The sequence below is a fragment of the Alteromonas sp. Mac1 genome (assembly GCF_001562125.1).
GTDB classification, from domain to species: Bacteria; Pseudomonadota; Gammaproteobacteria; order Enterobacterales; family Alteromonadaceae; genus Alteromonas; species Alteromonas stellipolaris.
Genome location: NZ_CP013932.1, coordinates 2,039,653 through 2,055,214, shown reverse-complemented (window position 1 = coordinate 2,055,214; position 15,562 = coordinate 2,039,653). Strand labels below are relative to the sequence as shown.

12 protein-coding genes are annotated in these 15,562 nt (G+C 42.9%); 6 read left to right on the top strand and 6 right to left on the bottom strand.

Annotated elements, in window-relative coordinates; translation table 11 throughout:
- Position 1: 1 nt before the first annotated feature.
- Positions 2–520, bottom strand: a complete 519-nt coding sequence (locus tag AV939_RS08710; RefSeq protein WP_057792925.1) for a hypothetical protein — start codon at positions 518–520, stop codon at positions 2–4.
- Positions 521–531: 11 nt separating this feature from the next.
- Positions 532–2,280 carry a DUF6152 family protein gene (locus AV939_RS08705; protein WP_057792923.1) on the bottom strand — a complete coding sequence of 583 codons (1,749 nt, stop codon included), beginning with the start codon at positions 2,278–2,280 and terminating at the stop codon, positions 532–534.
- A gap of 360 nt (positions 2,281–2,640) precedes the next feature.
- Between AV939_RS08705 and AV939_RS08700 the strand changes: the two genes are divergently transcribed.
- Complete coding sequence (locus tag AV939_RS08700; RefSeq protein ID WP_057792921.1) at positions 2,641–3,423, top strand: CmcJ/NvfI family oxidoreductase; 783 nt, start codon at positions 2,641–2,643, stop codon at positions 3,421–3,423.
- A 70-nt stretch (positions 3,424–3,493) separates the two neighbouring features.
- Here the strand turns inward: AV939_RS08700 and AV939_RS08695 are convergent, their stop codons facing one another.
- A complete protein-coding gene (locus tag AV939_RS08695) occupies positions 3,494–6,022 on the bottom strand; it encodes a hybrid sensor histidine kinase/response regulator (RefSeq protein WP_231751181.1) in 2,529 nt (842 codons plus the stop codon).
- A 400-nt stretch (positions 6,023–6,422) separates the two neighbouring features.
- Here AV939_RS08695 and glpT point away from each other — a divergent pair, with 400 nt between their 5' ends.
- Together glpT and AV939_RS08685 are read left to right on the top strand one after the other, a co-directional pair.
- Positions 6,423–7,781, top strand: a complete 1,359-nt coding sequence (gene glpT, locus AV939_RS08690; protein ID WP_061997581.1) for a glycerol-3-phosphate transporter — start codon at positions 6,423–6,425, stop codon at positions 7,779–7,781.
- A 69-nt stretch (positions 7,782–7,850) separates the two neighbouring features.
- Entirely contained in the window at positions 7,851–8,906 is a 1,056-nt protein-coding gene (locus AV939_RS08685) for a 2-dehydropantoate 2-reductase (protein WP_061997580.1), read from the top strand.
- Positions 8,907–8,916: 10 nt separating this feature from the next.
- Here the strand turns inward: AV939_RS08685 and AV939_RS08680 are convergent, their stop codons facing one another.
- Both AV939_RS08680 and AV939_RS08675 read right to left on the bottom strand, forming a co-directional pair.
- A complete protein-coding gene (locus AV939_RS08680; RefSeq protein ID WP_057792915.1) occupies positions 8,917–9,762 on the bottom strand; it encodes a DUF6279 family lipoprotein in 846 nt (281 codons plus the stop codon).
- Between the two features lie 49 nt (positions 9,763–9,811).
- Complete coding sequence (locus tag AV939_RS08675; protein WP_061997579.1) at positions 9,812–11,584, bottom strand: hypothetical protein; 1,773 nt, start codon at positions 11,582–11,584, stop codon at positions 9,812–9,814.
- A 124-nt stretch (positions 11,585–11,708) separates the two neighbouring features.
- On the opposite strand from AV939_RS08675, the gene AV939_RS08670 reads away from it, so the two are divergent.
- The gene (locus AV939_RS08670) at positions 11,709–12,065 is read left to right on the top strand and encodes a VOC family protein (RefSeq protein ID WP_057792911.1); all 357 of its coding nucleotides are present in this window, start codon (positions 11,709–11,711) and stop codon (positions 12,063–12,065) included.
- A gap of 180 nt (positions 12,066–12,245) precedes the next feature.
- Here AV939_RS08670 and asd read toward each other — a convergent pair whose 3' ends face one another.
- Complete coding sequence (gene asd / locus AV939_RS08665; RefSeq protein ID WP_061997578.1) at positions 12,246–13,370, bottom strand: aspartate-semialdehyde dehydrogenase; 1,125 nt, start codon at positions 13,368–13,370, stop codon at positions 12,246–12,248.
- 292 nt (positions 13,371–13,662) lie between these two features.
- On the opposite strand from asd, the gene AV939_RS08660 reads away from it, so the two are divergent.
- Both AV939_RS08660 and AV939_RS08655 read left to right on the top strand, forming a co-directional pair.
- Positions 13,663–14,679, top strand: coding sequence for an LLM class oxidoreductase (locus AV939_RS08660; protein ID WP_061997577.1), 1,017 nt, complete (start codon positions 13,663–13,665; stop codon positions 14,677–14,679).
- A complete protein-coding gene (locus AV939_RS08655; RefSeq protein WP_061997576.1) occupies positions 14,676–15,482 on the top strand; it encodes an SDR family NAD(P)-dependent oxidoreductase in 807 nt (268 codons plus the stop codon). The genes AV939_RS08660 and AV939_RS08655 overlap by 4 nt, the downstream gene beginning before the upstream one ends.
- Positions 15,483–15,562: the final 80 nt, after the last annotated feature.

The window sequence follows — 15,562 nt, the reverse complement described above, 5'->3', positions numbered from 1 at the left end:
ATTAGGGAGTTTCCACATAAGGGATGAAGCGCCCTAAAATAATAACGCAGGTCCACAATAACAGTGACAACCAGGCTACCACATAGGCATTTTTACCTAATTGAGCTGGTGTATTTAAGGCACGAGCAGACAAGGGCATACTAGCCATTTGCGGTTTAATACATTTTATAAAGTACAAGGTGTTAATGCCCGCCAATACAATGCAGGCCATTTTTGCCCCAAACGCAATATTCACAAGGTATCTGTCAGAGTCGCCTATAACAAAAAGCAAACCCGAAATCATATTGATAGCGAAACCGATTAACGCCCAACGTAAAAACACGTCTACCTGCTTGATAGGCACTGCCTTAGCAAAGCCCACCATTCGTAAATCAACTACAAGCAGCGAACCAAAAAGTAAACATAGCCCTAAAAAATGTGCCATTTCTAAGACTGGGAACACGACGGCATTGTCCATAACAAAACCGCTGACAGGGCTAGCATTAAGGGTGTCGATAACCCACGAAAGTAATGAATTCATAGGTAACCTCCTTAAGACATATAGCCAATTAAACGGCCAGCAATTATAGCGGCCACCCAACTGACCATGGCAATAGCGGAAAGCTTTTTGTGCTTAGTCGACACAATATCAGCCTGTTTAATACAAATGGCGACTAACCGCCAAGTAAGTACAAGGCCAGCAATAACCAATAGAATTTTAATGCGAAATGCCCAGTTGAAATAAAGCTCTGATGCATTTCCACAAAATAGCGCCATCCCTGAAACTAAATTGATGCCAAACCCAACTAAAGCAACATTCCAGTAGCTTGCCATTGCAGTAACCGGAATGACTGAAGCGAAGCCTAGCACGCGAAGGGTTAACATTAACGCTATGCCCACCATGGTAGCCATGCCTATTGCGTGTAAGGACAGCACAATAGGGTAGCCCCACTGTGTACTTGATATGGTTTGACCTACCTTTGAATCTTCAAGCTTGTAAAGCGTGCTCATTACAGATTGACTGATTACGTTGCCGCTTTTTAAATCTCCGCTTTTTGAAACGCCATCACCCGAAACTCCGTTACCTGTAGCTTCGTTGTCAGGTGTTGTGGCGCTGGGGTCAAGATTGCCTGAGCCTCGTTCGGCAGTAAGGTCGTCACAGTCATAGGGCTGATAGCTGTCTTGTGTAAAGGTTACTTCATCTGAACCTGTCATCGGTGCTTTAAGATAAAGCGGGTCGGTAATGGTATATTCACGCTTTAATACCGTACCGTCTTCGTTTAGAGAGAAGCGTTCCACAATCACGAGCTCACTGCTGTTTTTAGCCGGTGAGGGTGGGCCACCATTGCCCCTAGGGCCTCCTGGTGGGCCACTTTTTCCATCGGGCGCGCCTTCAGGACGAGGAGGGCGGGCGTTGCCTCCAGGGATGCCACCCATGGGGGCCATCAACCATCCTTCATCAAACCCCGTAGTGGTTACCACTAATGTATTTCCTTCCCACACACCGGTTGAAAACCCTGCGCGATTAGCTTCGTAATTTGAGGGCATTACGGTGCCATCTAGGTAAATCGTGCGCTCAAGGCTCATAAAGCCGTAAGTTAAGTTTATTTGGGTGCTTGATTGCTCAATCTTATTAACCATAAGATCAAACCACCAATCCATGATGATATTCGTGGGTTTACATTGGTATCTTGGATTTTCATCTTGAGTAGCCCCTTCAACCGCCAAAGCACCAGCTTCGGTTAACTGTGCAAAAGAGCCGCCACCGCCAGGCCTGCTGCCTTCTCTTCGCACCATTGCCCAGTTTCCTTCAATGTTAGGTGTACCGTCTGTGCGAATAATAGGGCGTTGTTCAACAATTTCACTTTGAGTTTGTGATGAAGCGTTATCGTCATCACTGACCACCAAACTACCATCATCGTTAAATACACTATTGCGGGTGGCTGTTATTCCATTTTCAAAAGTAATTTGCTGCATATAACAGGTAGTCGGGTCGTTCCTGTCTGGAGAGCCTAATAGGGTAATAGCACTACCAATTTTGAATTGTTCAGTGTTCCAACCTCTACGTTTAAGTAATGAGCCAGATTGCAGTTCACAACGCATATTAGTCATACTGCCATCGTCGTTCGTAACATCGAAATAGACATAGGCATGAGGGTTTACTAACCGTACCCGAGTAATGTCGCCAGACAACTCAATTGTTTTATTAGTTTCGAATTGCCCACTACTTCCATGATGGGCAAAGGCCACACTCGGTATAATAAGCGCTACAAGTACACATAGGCATCGTAGATTCCACATTGATGTTGATCCTTCCCACTTAAAAAAAAATCGTCATGCGAGCAGCTTCTCGCTGACTGAATATCGATGAAAAAAGCAGACATGCTAGTAATGTAAAGATCATAAAGTAAACTCGCAACGCTCGCCATTGAGGAAATGTAAAGACTAGTTAAATCCTTCCAAAAGCGCTGCCTTAAAGCGGTCACTGTCATCAGTCATGGTTGAGATCAAGTGGTTTATCAGCCACTGTGATTGATTATTATCTATATTTTCAGAATTCTGTTTATACCTGCATCCCATTTATCTATCGCCCTTAAAAAACTATATTCCCTCGCATCGGGGAAATCTCAGCTGTTTTCCGTTTTTAAGGAGTGCTTTTATATGACCACAGCCACAGCCACAGTGCACTATCATGTCAAAACTAACGAAGTTCAGGCATTTCATTTCGATGTGGATGGCATTGTTGGGAATTTGATTTCGCCAGAGTTAATTTCAGCCAAAGTGCCTGTTACTGATATACGAAAAAAAACGTGTTCAGTGAATTTCGATGAAGATGGGATCACTTTCATAAACGCACCAACCAAGGTACATGCGTTTGATGAATCTAGAGCGTGGGCGAGCGATTATGAAAGTGAGCTTACAGCCATTCTGCAGCAGCAGATAAAAGCAAAAGAAGTGATTGTTTTCGACCACACAGTACGAATTGACGACCCAATTGCTACGCGAAGACCCGCCCGCAATGTTCACAATGATTACAGTGAAGGTGGGGTGGGAAAGCGTTTGGTTGATATTTTGGGTGTGCAAAGGGCGCAAGAATTTCAGCAAGAGCATTTTGGCTTTGTAAATGTTTGGCGCCCAGTGGAATATAAAATTCCTTCTTCTCCCTTAGGGTTTATTTGCCCTCGTTCGATGGAAGCAGACGATTGGATGAACATAGAGTTAGAATACCCCGACCGTAAAGGGCAAATTTTAGGGGTGGCAGAAAACAAAGGGCACGAGTGGTTCTATCAATCAGAAATGACACCCGAAGAAGCGATTATCTTTAATATTTACGATAATCGTGGAAGGCCTCACTTGGCACATAGTGCGCTAGATATGGAAGGCGATACTGCTGTAACCAAACCTCGTAAGAGTATTGAAACCAGAACCCTTGTGCGTTATTAGATTACTTGTGGCATGGCACGTAAGCGGACAGCAAAAAAGTGGTGATGTATAAGACGAGATAACTGCGTTTTTAAGCGTTGAGGTATTTATCTAACACTTCAAGCAACTTTTCTTTTCTTATTGGCTTGCTAACATGGTCGTCCATGCCTGCATTTAAACAAGCATCTATGTCCTGCTGCATAGCGTTCGCTGTTAAGGCGATAATAGGCAAGGTGCCATTCATTTGATGGCGTATAACCCGAGTGGCCTCGTATCCATCCATCTCTGGCATTTGAATATCCATTAAAATAGCATCAAACGACTGTTGAGATAACTTGTGAATAGCATCGTTTCCGTTGGCAACACGAAGTATTTGTAGGTTTGTGGAATTTAGCATTGCGGTTATAACTTCAACGTTTATGTCATTGTCTTCGGCCAAAAGCACCCGTGTTTTTTGGAACTGTGTAATTAACTGCGTGGCTTCTTGATTGTGGATGTATTCGTCACCGATTGAATGACTCAATTCTAACGTAAAGTAAAAGCGGGCACCTTTGCCCATGTCGCTATCCACATGAAGTTTAGAATTCATTTGCTCTAATAGTTTGTTGCAAATGTTCAAACCTAGCCCTGAACCACCATACTTTCGTGCGGTTGAGCTTTCAGCTTGAATGAATGGCTGAAACAAGTTTTCTTGTTGAGACTTGCTAATACCAATACCGTTGTCCTGTACCCATACGTCGAATAGGCAGTGGGTGTCGTCTTTCTGTTTAACTTTTATGCCTATTTCTATATCCCCTGCGCTTGAAAATTTGATCGCATTGCTAATTAGGTTGGCAAGCACTTGTTTGAGCCTAAGTTCATCAAAAATCATTTCTTTTGGAAGATTTTTGTCGATATTTAGCTTAATGGTTAACCCCTTATTGCTTGCCTGCGCGTGGAATATATCAAGTAGCTTTCGTATGCTTTGACGTAAGTTATAAGGGCCGTAATCTAGGGCTAGCTTGCCTGCTTCAATTTTAGAGAAATCGAGCAAGTCATTAATAAGCTGCAGAAGCATTTCAGATGAGTTAACAATTTGGCTTGTTAGCTTTTTAGTTTGTCTATCTTCTAACTTGTCTGTTAGCACTTGCCCAAAACCAATGATGGCGTTCAACGGGGTTCTGATTTCGTGACTTATGTTTGAAATAAACTCTGTTTTAAGCCTGCTATGAAGTTCGGCTTTTTCCTTCGCTGATATGTAGAGGGCATTAGTCTTGCGCGCCTTTTTTAGCAAAATTAAAATAATAACCAATGTAACAAGTGCTAATACAATAAAAATCACCAGCCATCGAGTGAAGAGTTTTTGCGTTTGCTGGGTGTCTTCTTTAGCCTTAAGTAGCTCTGAAATGACAAGATTTTCTTTTTCTAGTAACGTCGTTTTTTCTTTTTGTTGCTGTATTTCATAAACCAAATTTGCACTTTCTATCAGCTCTAAATCTTCGTATTTTTTAGCTTCAAGATATTCGTTATGGTAGGTTTGGTATTCTTTGTACGCCGTTTCAAAATCACCTTCTTTAGCGGTAATTTGTGATGCGAGCTTTTCAAGTTCGGCCCGCCATGTGGTTTTTTCACCTACGCGGTAATCATCATAGGTGCTGCGAGACTGATCAAGCGCCACTCTTGCCTCGCTTAAACGTCCGCGTTCCATCAACGCCTTCGCTTTTAATCTGTAAATTTCGCTATCGTAAAAAGAAGTAGTAAGTGGGTGAGAGGTGACTGTGTCAGCCAGTTTCAACGCTTCTTCAATATTGTCAGTGCGAAAATAGGTAGACGCCATGCCATATAGAGCAATGTATTCGGCATAATTAATGTCTATCTTAGTGTCGGATTCTATGGTCTGTTCAAAATAGGTAATTGCTTTGTCGTAGTTGCCCATATTTCTAAACAAAATACCAATGGCATAAAGGTTGTCACTAACAAGCGGCCATTCTTTTAACGATTTTGCCTCTGCTAAGGATTTCTCGTAGTACTCAAAGGCTATATCGAACGACTTTACTGAGTGGTAATAATCTGCGGCCATATAGTGATAAAGAGCTTTAGCATAGGCAAGGTTATTCTCATGAACCAGTTCGTTTAGGGTGTTTAATAAATTAACGCTTGAAGCAAAAACTTGCCCTTCATTATATGAAAGGATGAGATACGCAATCGCCATAGCCTTAACAGTCGGGCTGGCAGCGGGAGATTGAATGACTTCACCGAACATCTGATAAGACCGGTCATAATTGGCATTAATGCCAACCATTCTGGCCAGCCCCAACTTTATTATTAACCCATCGCTCGTTTCAGAGACCAAAGATTCAAGAATAGTCATCACATCATCGGGGGCAGTGTGATGTAATTTGAGTTTTAGTTGAACGTATCTGGCCGCGATTTTAGTTTTTTCAAGCGACGTAAAGTTGGAGTTGAGTAATCGTGTTTCTAGCTTCGATATTACTTCGCCAATGGGCATAGGGATTTCGGTATTAACCCTTGAATCTAACGATTCAAGTTCGGCCAGTACATCGGCACACGCCATATAGCTAAAGGCAGAAAGGCTTACGATTGCTAAAACTCTAAGAAAAAATTGGGTAATGGATAGCACAGTATTATCTTACGTCTTGTTAGGTGACTGCTAGGATTGAGCTAACACCAACGAACTAAATTCACTCCTCGCAAATTAGCAAAGATAAAACGCCATGTCTTGAATTTAGCGGAATTAACCGCCGGCGCATTCAAAATTCAGACTTTAGTCTAATAAATTTAACTTGGTTGTTCTCTGTTTCGCTGATGCATTGCTTTGCAATCTGCCCTTCCATGGCTGATAAACCTACAACATGAAAATCATGATTGAAATTTAATCTTATTACCGAACGAATGTTATGTAGTAGCGACTTTCCGACCCCTCAATGATTAATTCAGATATATGCTTGTTTTATTAACTTTCTAAAAGCAGAATACAGCCACAAAAAAATAGTTGATTCGCCAGATAGTTGGAAGCTTTTATGATTGGATTTTTTAAACCTGCAGTACATAAAACTCGGTTGCCCGAGCAAGATATAGATCCAGTTTACAAAAAGCTTAGATGGCAAATATTCCTAAGTATCTTTGTGGGCTATGCGGGTTACTACCTGGTAAGAAAGAACTTCTCACTGGCCATGCCTTATTTAATTGAAGAACAAGGCTTCACAAAAGGCGAGTTGGGTTTTGCACTGTCTGCGGTTTCTATTGCTTACGGGTTAAGTAAATTTTTAATGGGAAATGTTTCTGATAGAAGCAATCCTAGATACTTTCTAATGACAGGGTTACTACTGTCTTCCTTGGTCATGTTTATTTTTGGTTTTGTTCCATGGGCAACGCAAAGCATCGCGATTATTTTTCTGCTGTTATTCGTTAACGGCTGGGTGCAAGGCATGGGGTGGCCCGCTTGCGGTCGAACCATAGTGCATTGGTACTCTGGAAATGAGCGTGGGCAAGTTGTTTCAGTTTGGAATATAGCGCATAACGTTGGCGGCGGACTCATTGGCCCCTTATTTATTTTGGGAATGGCGTGGTTTAATGATTGGCACAGCGCTTTTTATGTACCCGCAACTTTCGCCGCATTAATTGCTGGTTTTGTATTTGTAACTTTACGAGATACACCGCAAAGCTGCGGTTTGCCGCCCATTGAAGAACATCGCAATGACTATCCCCTCGATTATGAAGAAAAGCATGAGCAAGAACTCAGTGCTAAAGAAATTTTTGTTACCTACGTATTAAACAACAAACTCTTGTGGTTTATCGCTATTGCAAATGCGTTTGTCTATCTCATTCGGTATGGCGTTTTAGATTGGGCGCCGACTTATTTGTCAGAGGTAAAAGACTTTTCCTTCGAACATAGTTCATGGGCGTACTTTCTGTATGAGTGGGCGGGCATTCCAGGTACGCTGTTATGCGGTTACATCAGCGACAAATGGTTTAAAGGGCGTCGTTCGCCAGCAGCAATTTTGTACATGGTGTTAGTGCTGATTGCAGTACTTGTGTATTGGTTTAATCCTGCCGGAAATCCCTCTGTAGATATGGCTGCACTAATGGCTATTGGCTTTTTAATCTATGGGCCCGTTATGTTAATAGGGTTATACGCGTTAGAGTTAGTACCGAAGAAAGCCGCAGGTACGGCAGCCGGGTTAACAGGGCTGTTTGGGTACCTTGGTGGTGCTGTTATCGCCAACATTGCCTTAGGTTTTACCGTCGATTATTTTGGTTGGAATGGCGGGTTTATACTTCTTACTGGTGGGTGTATTTGTGCCATTGTGCTAATCGGCTTTACGGTTAAACATGAGATTGCGCATTTAAAAAGTAAAGAAACGTCTTCAGTAAGCTAGGTGATAACGTTTATCTATCGCGTGATATTGTAGTATTTAGTTGTATTTAAATCTGGCAGCAGGTTAATCATGAGCAAGATAGAAACAGCAAACAAAGCGAATATCGTCATATTGGGCGCTGGGAGTATCGGATGTTATTTAGGAGGTTGTTTGCTGTCTATTGGCGCGAATGTCACCTTAATTGGCCGTGCAAGGCTTAAAGATCAAATTGCGAATGACGGCTTAACGTTAACCGATTGGCGCGGCAGGAATACAAAAATTAAACCGGCCGACGTTAATTTTACTGAAAGTGCCGAGGTAATGGCGCGCGCTGATTACATTTTAGTGTGCGTAAAAAGTGGTGATACTCAAGAGGCCGCTTCGCTTATTGCGCAATATGAAATTAGCGATCCGTTGAAGGATAATCCGGTTGTCATCAGCTTTCAAAACGGCGTAAGAAACGGACGAGTGCTATCAGAATGCTTACCGAATTATACGGTCATGAAAGGCATGGTTCCATTTAACGTGCTGGGGCAGGGCGACGGGCATTTTCATTGTGGCACGGAAGGCGATTTGTGTATTGAGGATAAATCAGGACAAGCGAAAGACCTAGTGGGCCTGCTCGAAATGGCTAATTTACCGGTGAAGGTGTTTAAGGATTTAACCAGCGTGCAGTGGGGCAAGCTGCTTATGAACTTGAATAACGCCGTTAATGCACTTTCTGGTAGTCCGTTGCTTGAGCAGTTGAATGACAGTGCCTATCGAAAGGTGATGGCGGTAGTCTTAAAAGAGGCATTAGCGACAATGAAAGCGGCTGGTATTGAGCCGGCTAAAACAGGGAAGGTCATCCCTAAGCTTATGCCTTACATTATGTCATTGCCTAACTTCTTGTTTGAAAAAGTGGCTGCTGCCACGTTAAAAATTGACCCTCAGGCACGCTCATCTATGTATGAAGATTTAGCGCTGAATAGAAAAACAGAGGTTGATTATCTCAATGGCGAAATTGTTGCGTTAGGTGAAGCCCATCACGTGAGCACCCCCGCCAACACCGCAATTTTAAAACTTATTAAAGCGGCTGAAAGTGCAAATGATGGGTCGCCTATGTTAAGTGCAGCCGCATTACAACACGCGATAGCAGTTAACTAGCCTATCGTTATTAATCGTCTTGAAGATCCTTAATGTCGTCAATAATCTTGTTAAGCCTTTTCAACAAGTGTGACTTTTGTTTAGCGGTCATTGTTTTAACCAATTCATCGGCCAAAGACAAATAAGCTTCTCGGTTTGCCTTTCTGCGCGCTAAGTATTCTTCGGTGCGGTAGTCATCGGGGTGAGTCAGTAGATGGGTCAGCTTCTGCTGAAATGCTTCTGTGTTTTGCTTGCTTGCAAATAGTCGGCGGGCTTCATCCTGCATGGTTATTCGGTATTCAAGCCAGTTTCCACGGGTACGGGCAAAGTGAGGAGCGGCGTTCGCCACCATGGCTTTTTGCTCATCAGTCAAATCACCCAAATTTTCTTCAAAACCTTCCTCAAAATTCTCAATTAACTTTTCAAGCCTTTCACTTTCAGACATTGAGTCGTACTCATGAAGCTCTTCTTGCTCTTCGTCATTTTCTTTTTGGATGGCAGCAAACAAATAAATAACTTGGTCGTCGCTTAAGCGGGAAGCGAGTTCTGCTAACTCAGGCGCTAGTTTTGAACGTAAGGTCATTACGTGTTCATTAGCCTGATTTAGATGATTGGCAATGACAGCTTTGTTTAACTTATCTTGTTTTATCTCTTCGGTAATCTGCTCTAGTTGGGCCAAATATAAAGCCAACTGTTCTTCTCTGTGCCAATCAATCCACCCTTCAAGCTTAATATCGAAAATAGCTTCTTGTGAATCGTTAAGCTCTACATAATCGTCCATGTACCAATAAATAAGCCAATCGAGGTTATTGTATGCAAGCTTAGACGAGCACCCTGTGAGTACTAAGAAGCCAAGAACAAGCCATAACTTTTTCATCTTTTAATCCGTTGTAGATGTAGCTATTAGCTACTGATATATAAATTAATTACCGAGCACTAATTGTTCTTAGTAATTTAGCGGCCTTTTGGATTTCAAAATCGATGAATCGCTGCTGAATTTCTATGGCAGCGCCACACATGATATCTGGAGATTCAAGAAAATCTTCAGGCGCTGCTACCACCTCAAAATGTGCCTTACTGCTATCCTTCATGTCTTTAACTAAATTCGTGATCATGTCATCACTTTCCTCATCAGAATACAAAGAGGGGCTTAGCTGCTGATGAGCAATAAGCTTTGCCAAAACCTCAAGCTCAAGTGCCTTTACTTCGCTCGATAGCTGAGCTTCATTTCCGGCATGGTGTTCTAGTGGCACCTCATCGGGATACACAAATGCGGCGCAGGCAAGGGGATATTGCCCTTGAAGTTCTTGCATTTGTTTTATCATCACATGCCAATAATCAACGATGTCGGCATCACTACCATGGGCGATATAATGAGTAATTCTTGCTTCAAACACCGCTCGTGCTCGGGTTGCAATAGCATTAATAGAAGCGCCTTCCCGTAAACCCTCTTCATTTATAGCGACAATTCGATAGTAGGTATCTGGATCTTTTTCTTTCATGGCAACCAAGTAGGCATGAGTCAATAAACCAGATTCTACTGCTTGCGTGTTTATTTCGCTTTCGTCTTCATAGCCACTGAACCCGTAGGCGCTACTGTCCACTACTTTACTGACAATACCTGCTCGTAAAAGTTCTTTGTGAGAAGGAGCCCAAAGTTCAGTATTCGGCGTATTTCGGATTTTTTTCGCAAACCAATTCGGAACATCGGCATCTTTATACGCTTGGTCAAAGGCGGAACTTAACTCTGTGTTGTCATGCATAGACTTGCCGCCTAATGCGGGAGCGTGAAACTCCAACACGCCGTCTTCACCCAATAGCCTTTCTTTTCCCGCTAAATACACAATAGTGCATGCCGAAGAACAAGAGGTTTTCACAAATGTGTTAAGTCCATATTCTTTGACTAAAGCAGCAAGACGAGTCGCGCCAATAAGTCTTCCGCCAATGCTGTGTAAGTGTATTGTTGTTATGTTTTCATTCTGTTTCAGTACATCTAGCAGCAGTAGTTCGGAGCCAATTTCTATACCGCCATAAAGTTCTAGCTCGGTGCCCTTATTTAAAACCCTAAACTTGGTTGGTGGATAAGTGGATTCAGCGCCAATTAAAGAGACACTTTCAGTAATGATGGGTACCCCTGACCGATAGAAATCTACAGTGAAATTTATCATTCCTATTACTGTCATTATTATCGCCATTGTTGCCCAACCAGCAGAGCCACCGCGATGAGGGTGACGGATGGCAGAGCGAATTACGCCAATCGATTGCCAGATAACCACGGGTGTTAACACCACGTACAAAAGCATCATGTATACACCAAGCTCAGCTCGCGATGATGCACTTTCTATTTTAAGTTCAACAAATGAGCTTAGCGCAAGTGCACCAAGTGTTATTAAAATGCCAACCACCCAATAACTGATAGGTAACGATACTTGGCCTTTCCAAAAACGAATTAGCCAATTTGCATGCAATGCTTCGTCATCGTATTTATTTTTCACGAATGCTGGGCTGTGAGTGGCAGTATTTTGAAGGTGGGAACTATCTTGATGCTGAGACGTTTCGGTTTTACTTGTTAAGGGTTGTCTCAAGGCTATTTCCTTGAGCACGGCTGACACTCTATCGGGATATTGCTCTTTGTCGATGTTGGCTAACACATCTTCAAGTTCGGCAAGGCTGTAGTTCGAATAATCAGGAGCTTGCATTAAATACTTCCATGTAGCTTTTATATTATTGGAGATGATATACATTGACGCATTAATAATACGGAATATTAGCTGCTAACACTACAGTATTCACCATATCTACCTGAATAGATGAGGAAAAACCATGGCAACACATGAAAAGCTAAACTATGTTGAGTTTGGTACATTGGATATCAGCAGTACTAAACGCTTTTTTGAAACCGTATTTGGTTGGGTATTTACCGATTACGGGCCTGAGTACACGGCGTTTGCTAACCAAGGATTGGACGGGGGCTTTTTTAAAGCTGAGCATGCTAGCATTACAGAAAATGGCGGCGCGTTATTAGTTTTTTACAGTGCTGATATTAAGCAAACGTTGAGCAAGGTAGAGGGCGCTGGTGGCGACGTGAATAAGCCTATTTTTGAGTTTCCAGGGGGCTGCCGGTTTCACTTCATTGAACCTGGCGGTAATGAGTTCGCCGTGTGGTCTGAAAAGGAATAGCGATCTTAAAAGAAATTGAAGCACGGGTACATAATTTGGCTGGTATAGAAAGCCCCTGAACAAAAACTCAATAATATAACTGAACAAGCGCCCTGCATAAAAAAGCCCAGCTTAGAAAAGCTGGGCTCTGATAGTTATCTATTGCGGCGTTTAAATCGTTGGAATTTCAGCTCTGGCTGATTAAGCCTTACCAAGAACAATACGCAACATTCTACGAAGCGGCTCTGCAGCACCCCATAGTAATTGATCGCCAACGGTGAAGGCTGAAATATACTCAGGCCCCATCGTCAATTTACGAATTCGACCTACAGGAATAGACAATGTCCCCGTCACCTTCGCTGGCGTGAGTTCTTGCATGGTGGCATCACGGTCGTTAGGCACCACTTTCACCCATTCGTTGTGCTGCGCAAGAATTTGCTCAATCTCTTCAACTGGCAAGTCTTGTTTTAACTTGATTGTGATAGCCTGGCTGTGACAACGCATAGCGCCTACACGCACGCAAATTCCGTCAATTGGAATAGGTTGGTCAGACAAGCCCATAATTTTGTTGGCTTCAGCTTGTGCTTTCCATTCTTCACGGCTTTGCCCAGATGGCAACTGCGAATCAATGTAAGGAATTAGACTTCCCGCTAAAGGCACTCCGAATTGCTCAGAAGGGTAATCATCACTTCTGATAAATTCAGCAACTTGCTTGTCGATGTCTAAAATAGCAGATGCTGGATTGTCTAAATTTGCTTTAACATTTGCGTGGATGGCGCCCATCTGGCTAATAAGTTCACGCATATGCTTAGCACCTGAACCCGAAGCAGCTTGGTAAGTCATGGGTGAAGCCCATTCAACCAAGTCTTTCTCGAACAAGCCGCCTAGTGCTAACAACATTAGCGATACCGTGCAATTTCCACCTACGAAAGTGCGAATGCCATTTTCTACGCCAGCATCAATTTCTTTTCGGTTTACAGGGTCTAAAATAATGACCGCATCGTCTTTCATTCGAAGCGCAGACGCTGCGTCTATCCAGTATCCATTCCAGCCCGTATCGCGCAGTGAAGCGTACACTTCTTTGGTGTAGTCACCGCCTTGGCAGGTAATAATAATATCTTGCTTAGCTAACGCTTGAATATCGAAGGCGTCTTCTAGTACACCTGCGTTAGCACCTGCAAAGTCTGGCGCAGGAAGGCCTTTTTGAGAAGTGGTAAAAAATGTGGGTTCAATGTGCGCAAAATCTTGCTCTTCTTGCATGCGCTGCATTAACACTGAGCCAACCATACCGCGCCAGCCCACTAAACCTACTTTTTGTTGAGACATTAACTTGAGAACCCTATAAAACTAAACTGTGTATTCATGTTGAACTAACGGTGATATCACCCTGCCAACCCTATACCTGTCGCATTTTCATTATTATGCCTGCAGTCTATAAACAATTTAAAACGCTGGCTAGAGAGTTTTTAGAAATATTACGTTATAGATATAAGTGAATCACATTTGGTAAGCACATTATCAATGTTTTGTTGAAACTAATTCTTAAAATGCTTAATTATCATTCATGCTGTAGGAAGGTAGTCTCCTCCTAACAGTTTTTCAGACCCTAGCAGCCTATATGAGTACCGAGTCAAACGAGCTTAATTTTGCGAACATTAATAACGGTTTTCGCAATGTCTTTAACAATGGCCGTATGTCGATAGGTTTAGTTGTGCCAATCGAGTCTTACCCATATGGGCCTGTTCCCACTATGCAAGATCATATAGAAAGAGTGAAACTTGCAGAAGACTTAGGCTTCAAGGCCGTGTGGATAAGAGATGTTTTATTTAATGTACCAAACTTTGGCGATGCAGGGCAGGTATACGACCCATTTGTGTATCTTGGCGTGCTTGCAGGGTTAACTAAAACAATTACGCTGGGTGTAGCATCCTTAGTACTTCCCCAGCGCCATGCCGCACAGGTTGCTAAGGCTGCGGCAAGTATCGATGTACTCAGCGGCGGCCGTTTAGTGTTAGGTGTGGCCTCAGGAGACAGACCTGAAGAATACCCTGCCATTAACCGAGGGTTTGATGACAGGGGCGAACGCTTTCGCGAGAGTGTGGAATATATTAAACGAATGATGCAGGGGTACGGTCAAATCAACAATAGCTTTGGTCATGTAAATGGCACCTTGGATTTACTGCCCAAGCCACACAAAGATCGCTTTCCTATGATGATCACAGGGGGCTCTCAACAATCGCCTAATTGGGGAGCAGAGCATCTAGACGGGTTAATTACTTACCCCAGAAGCCCAAAAATTCAAGCTCACGTGGTCGATAGTTATCGCTCACGTGTGAATACCTTTACCAAACGAAGCAAGCCGGTAATGCAACCGCTTTATATAGATATAGACGCAAACGATAATTCACCGGTATCACCAATACATTTAGGTGTTCGCTGCGGGGTAAACAGTTTATTAGATTACCTTTTAGTCTTGCGAGATAGTGGCGTTAACCACGTAGCGCTAAACCTTAGATTTAATCGCAGCCCCGTTGAAGAAACGTTACAGAAACTGTCGGAAATGGTCTTACCGCATTTCCATTTTGACGACTTTAGTCATCAAACTATTTTGAACAAAGAGGGAATGAACGGATGAAAACAATATTAGTAACAGGCGCGACCGACGGCATTGGTCTTGAAACCGTTAAATTATTAGCGCACGAAGGGCACAATTTGATCATTCACGGAAGAAGCGCCGACAAATTAAAGCATGTAGAGCAAATGCTAGGTGCCGATTATCCTGCAGTACAGGTTACTGGGTTCGTGGCAGATTTGAGCGACTTTAAAGCAGTAGATAATTTTGTCAATCGAGTGGTAGAGGCTTTTTCAGCTATAGACGTCATCATTAATAATGCTGGAGTGTTTCATTCTCCCGCAATTGTAACAAACGCAGGCTTAGACGTACGTTTCATGGTAAATACGATTGCGCCGTTCATCATTACCAAACGTTTGTTGCCACTTATGCCAAGTGATGGGCGAGTAGTAAACGTGTCATCTGCAGCCCAAGCTCCCGTTAATTTTGACCTGCTAAGTCAAGGTCCTTCTATGAGTGATGGCATGGCATACGCACAAAGTAAGCTTGCTATTACCATGTGGACACGCTTTTTTGCCGAAAAATATGAGGCAACAGGGCCATTGTTTGTATCTGTTAACCCTAAATCGTTGCTTGGAAGTAAAATGGTGAAGGAAGCCTATGGGGTAGCCGGTGGCGATTTAGCAATTGGTGCGAAGATATTTGTGGAAGCTGCGCTTAGTGATAGGTTTGCTAACGTGAAAGGTGAATATTTCGATAATGACAACAATCAGTTTGCGCCTGCACATCCATTTGGTGAAAACTCATCAAATAGAGAGCAATTAGTTAACGTGATTGAATCTATTGTAGCTAGTCACACTAGTTAACTCTTCTAAATTGGTTTGCATCGTAAGTTAAAAATGGGCGGTGGAGCCGTGAAGTAGGCGTATACACCCATTTTATGCCT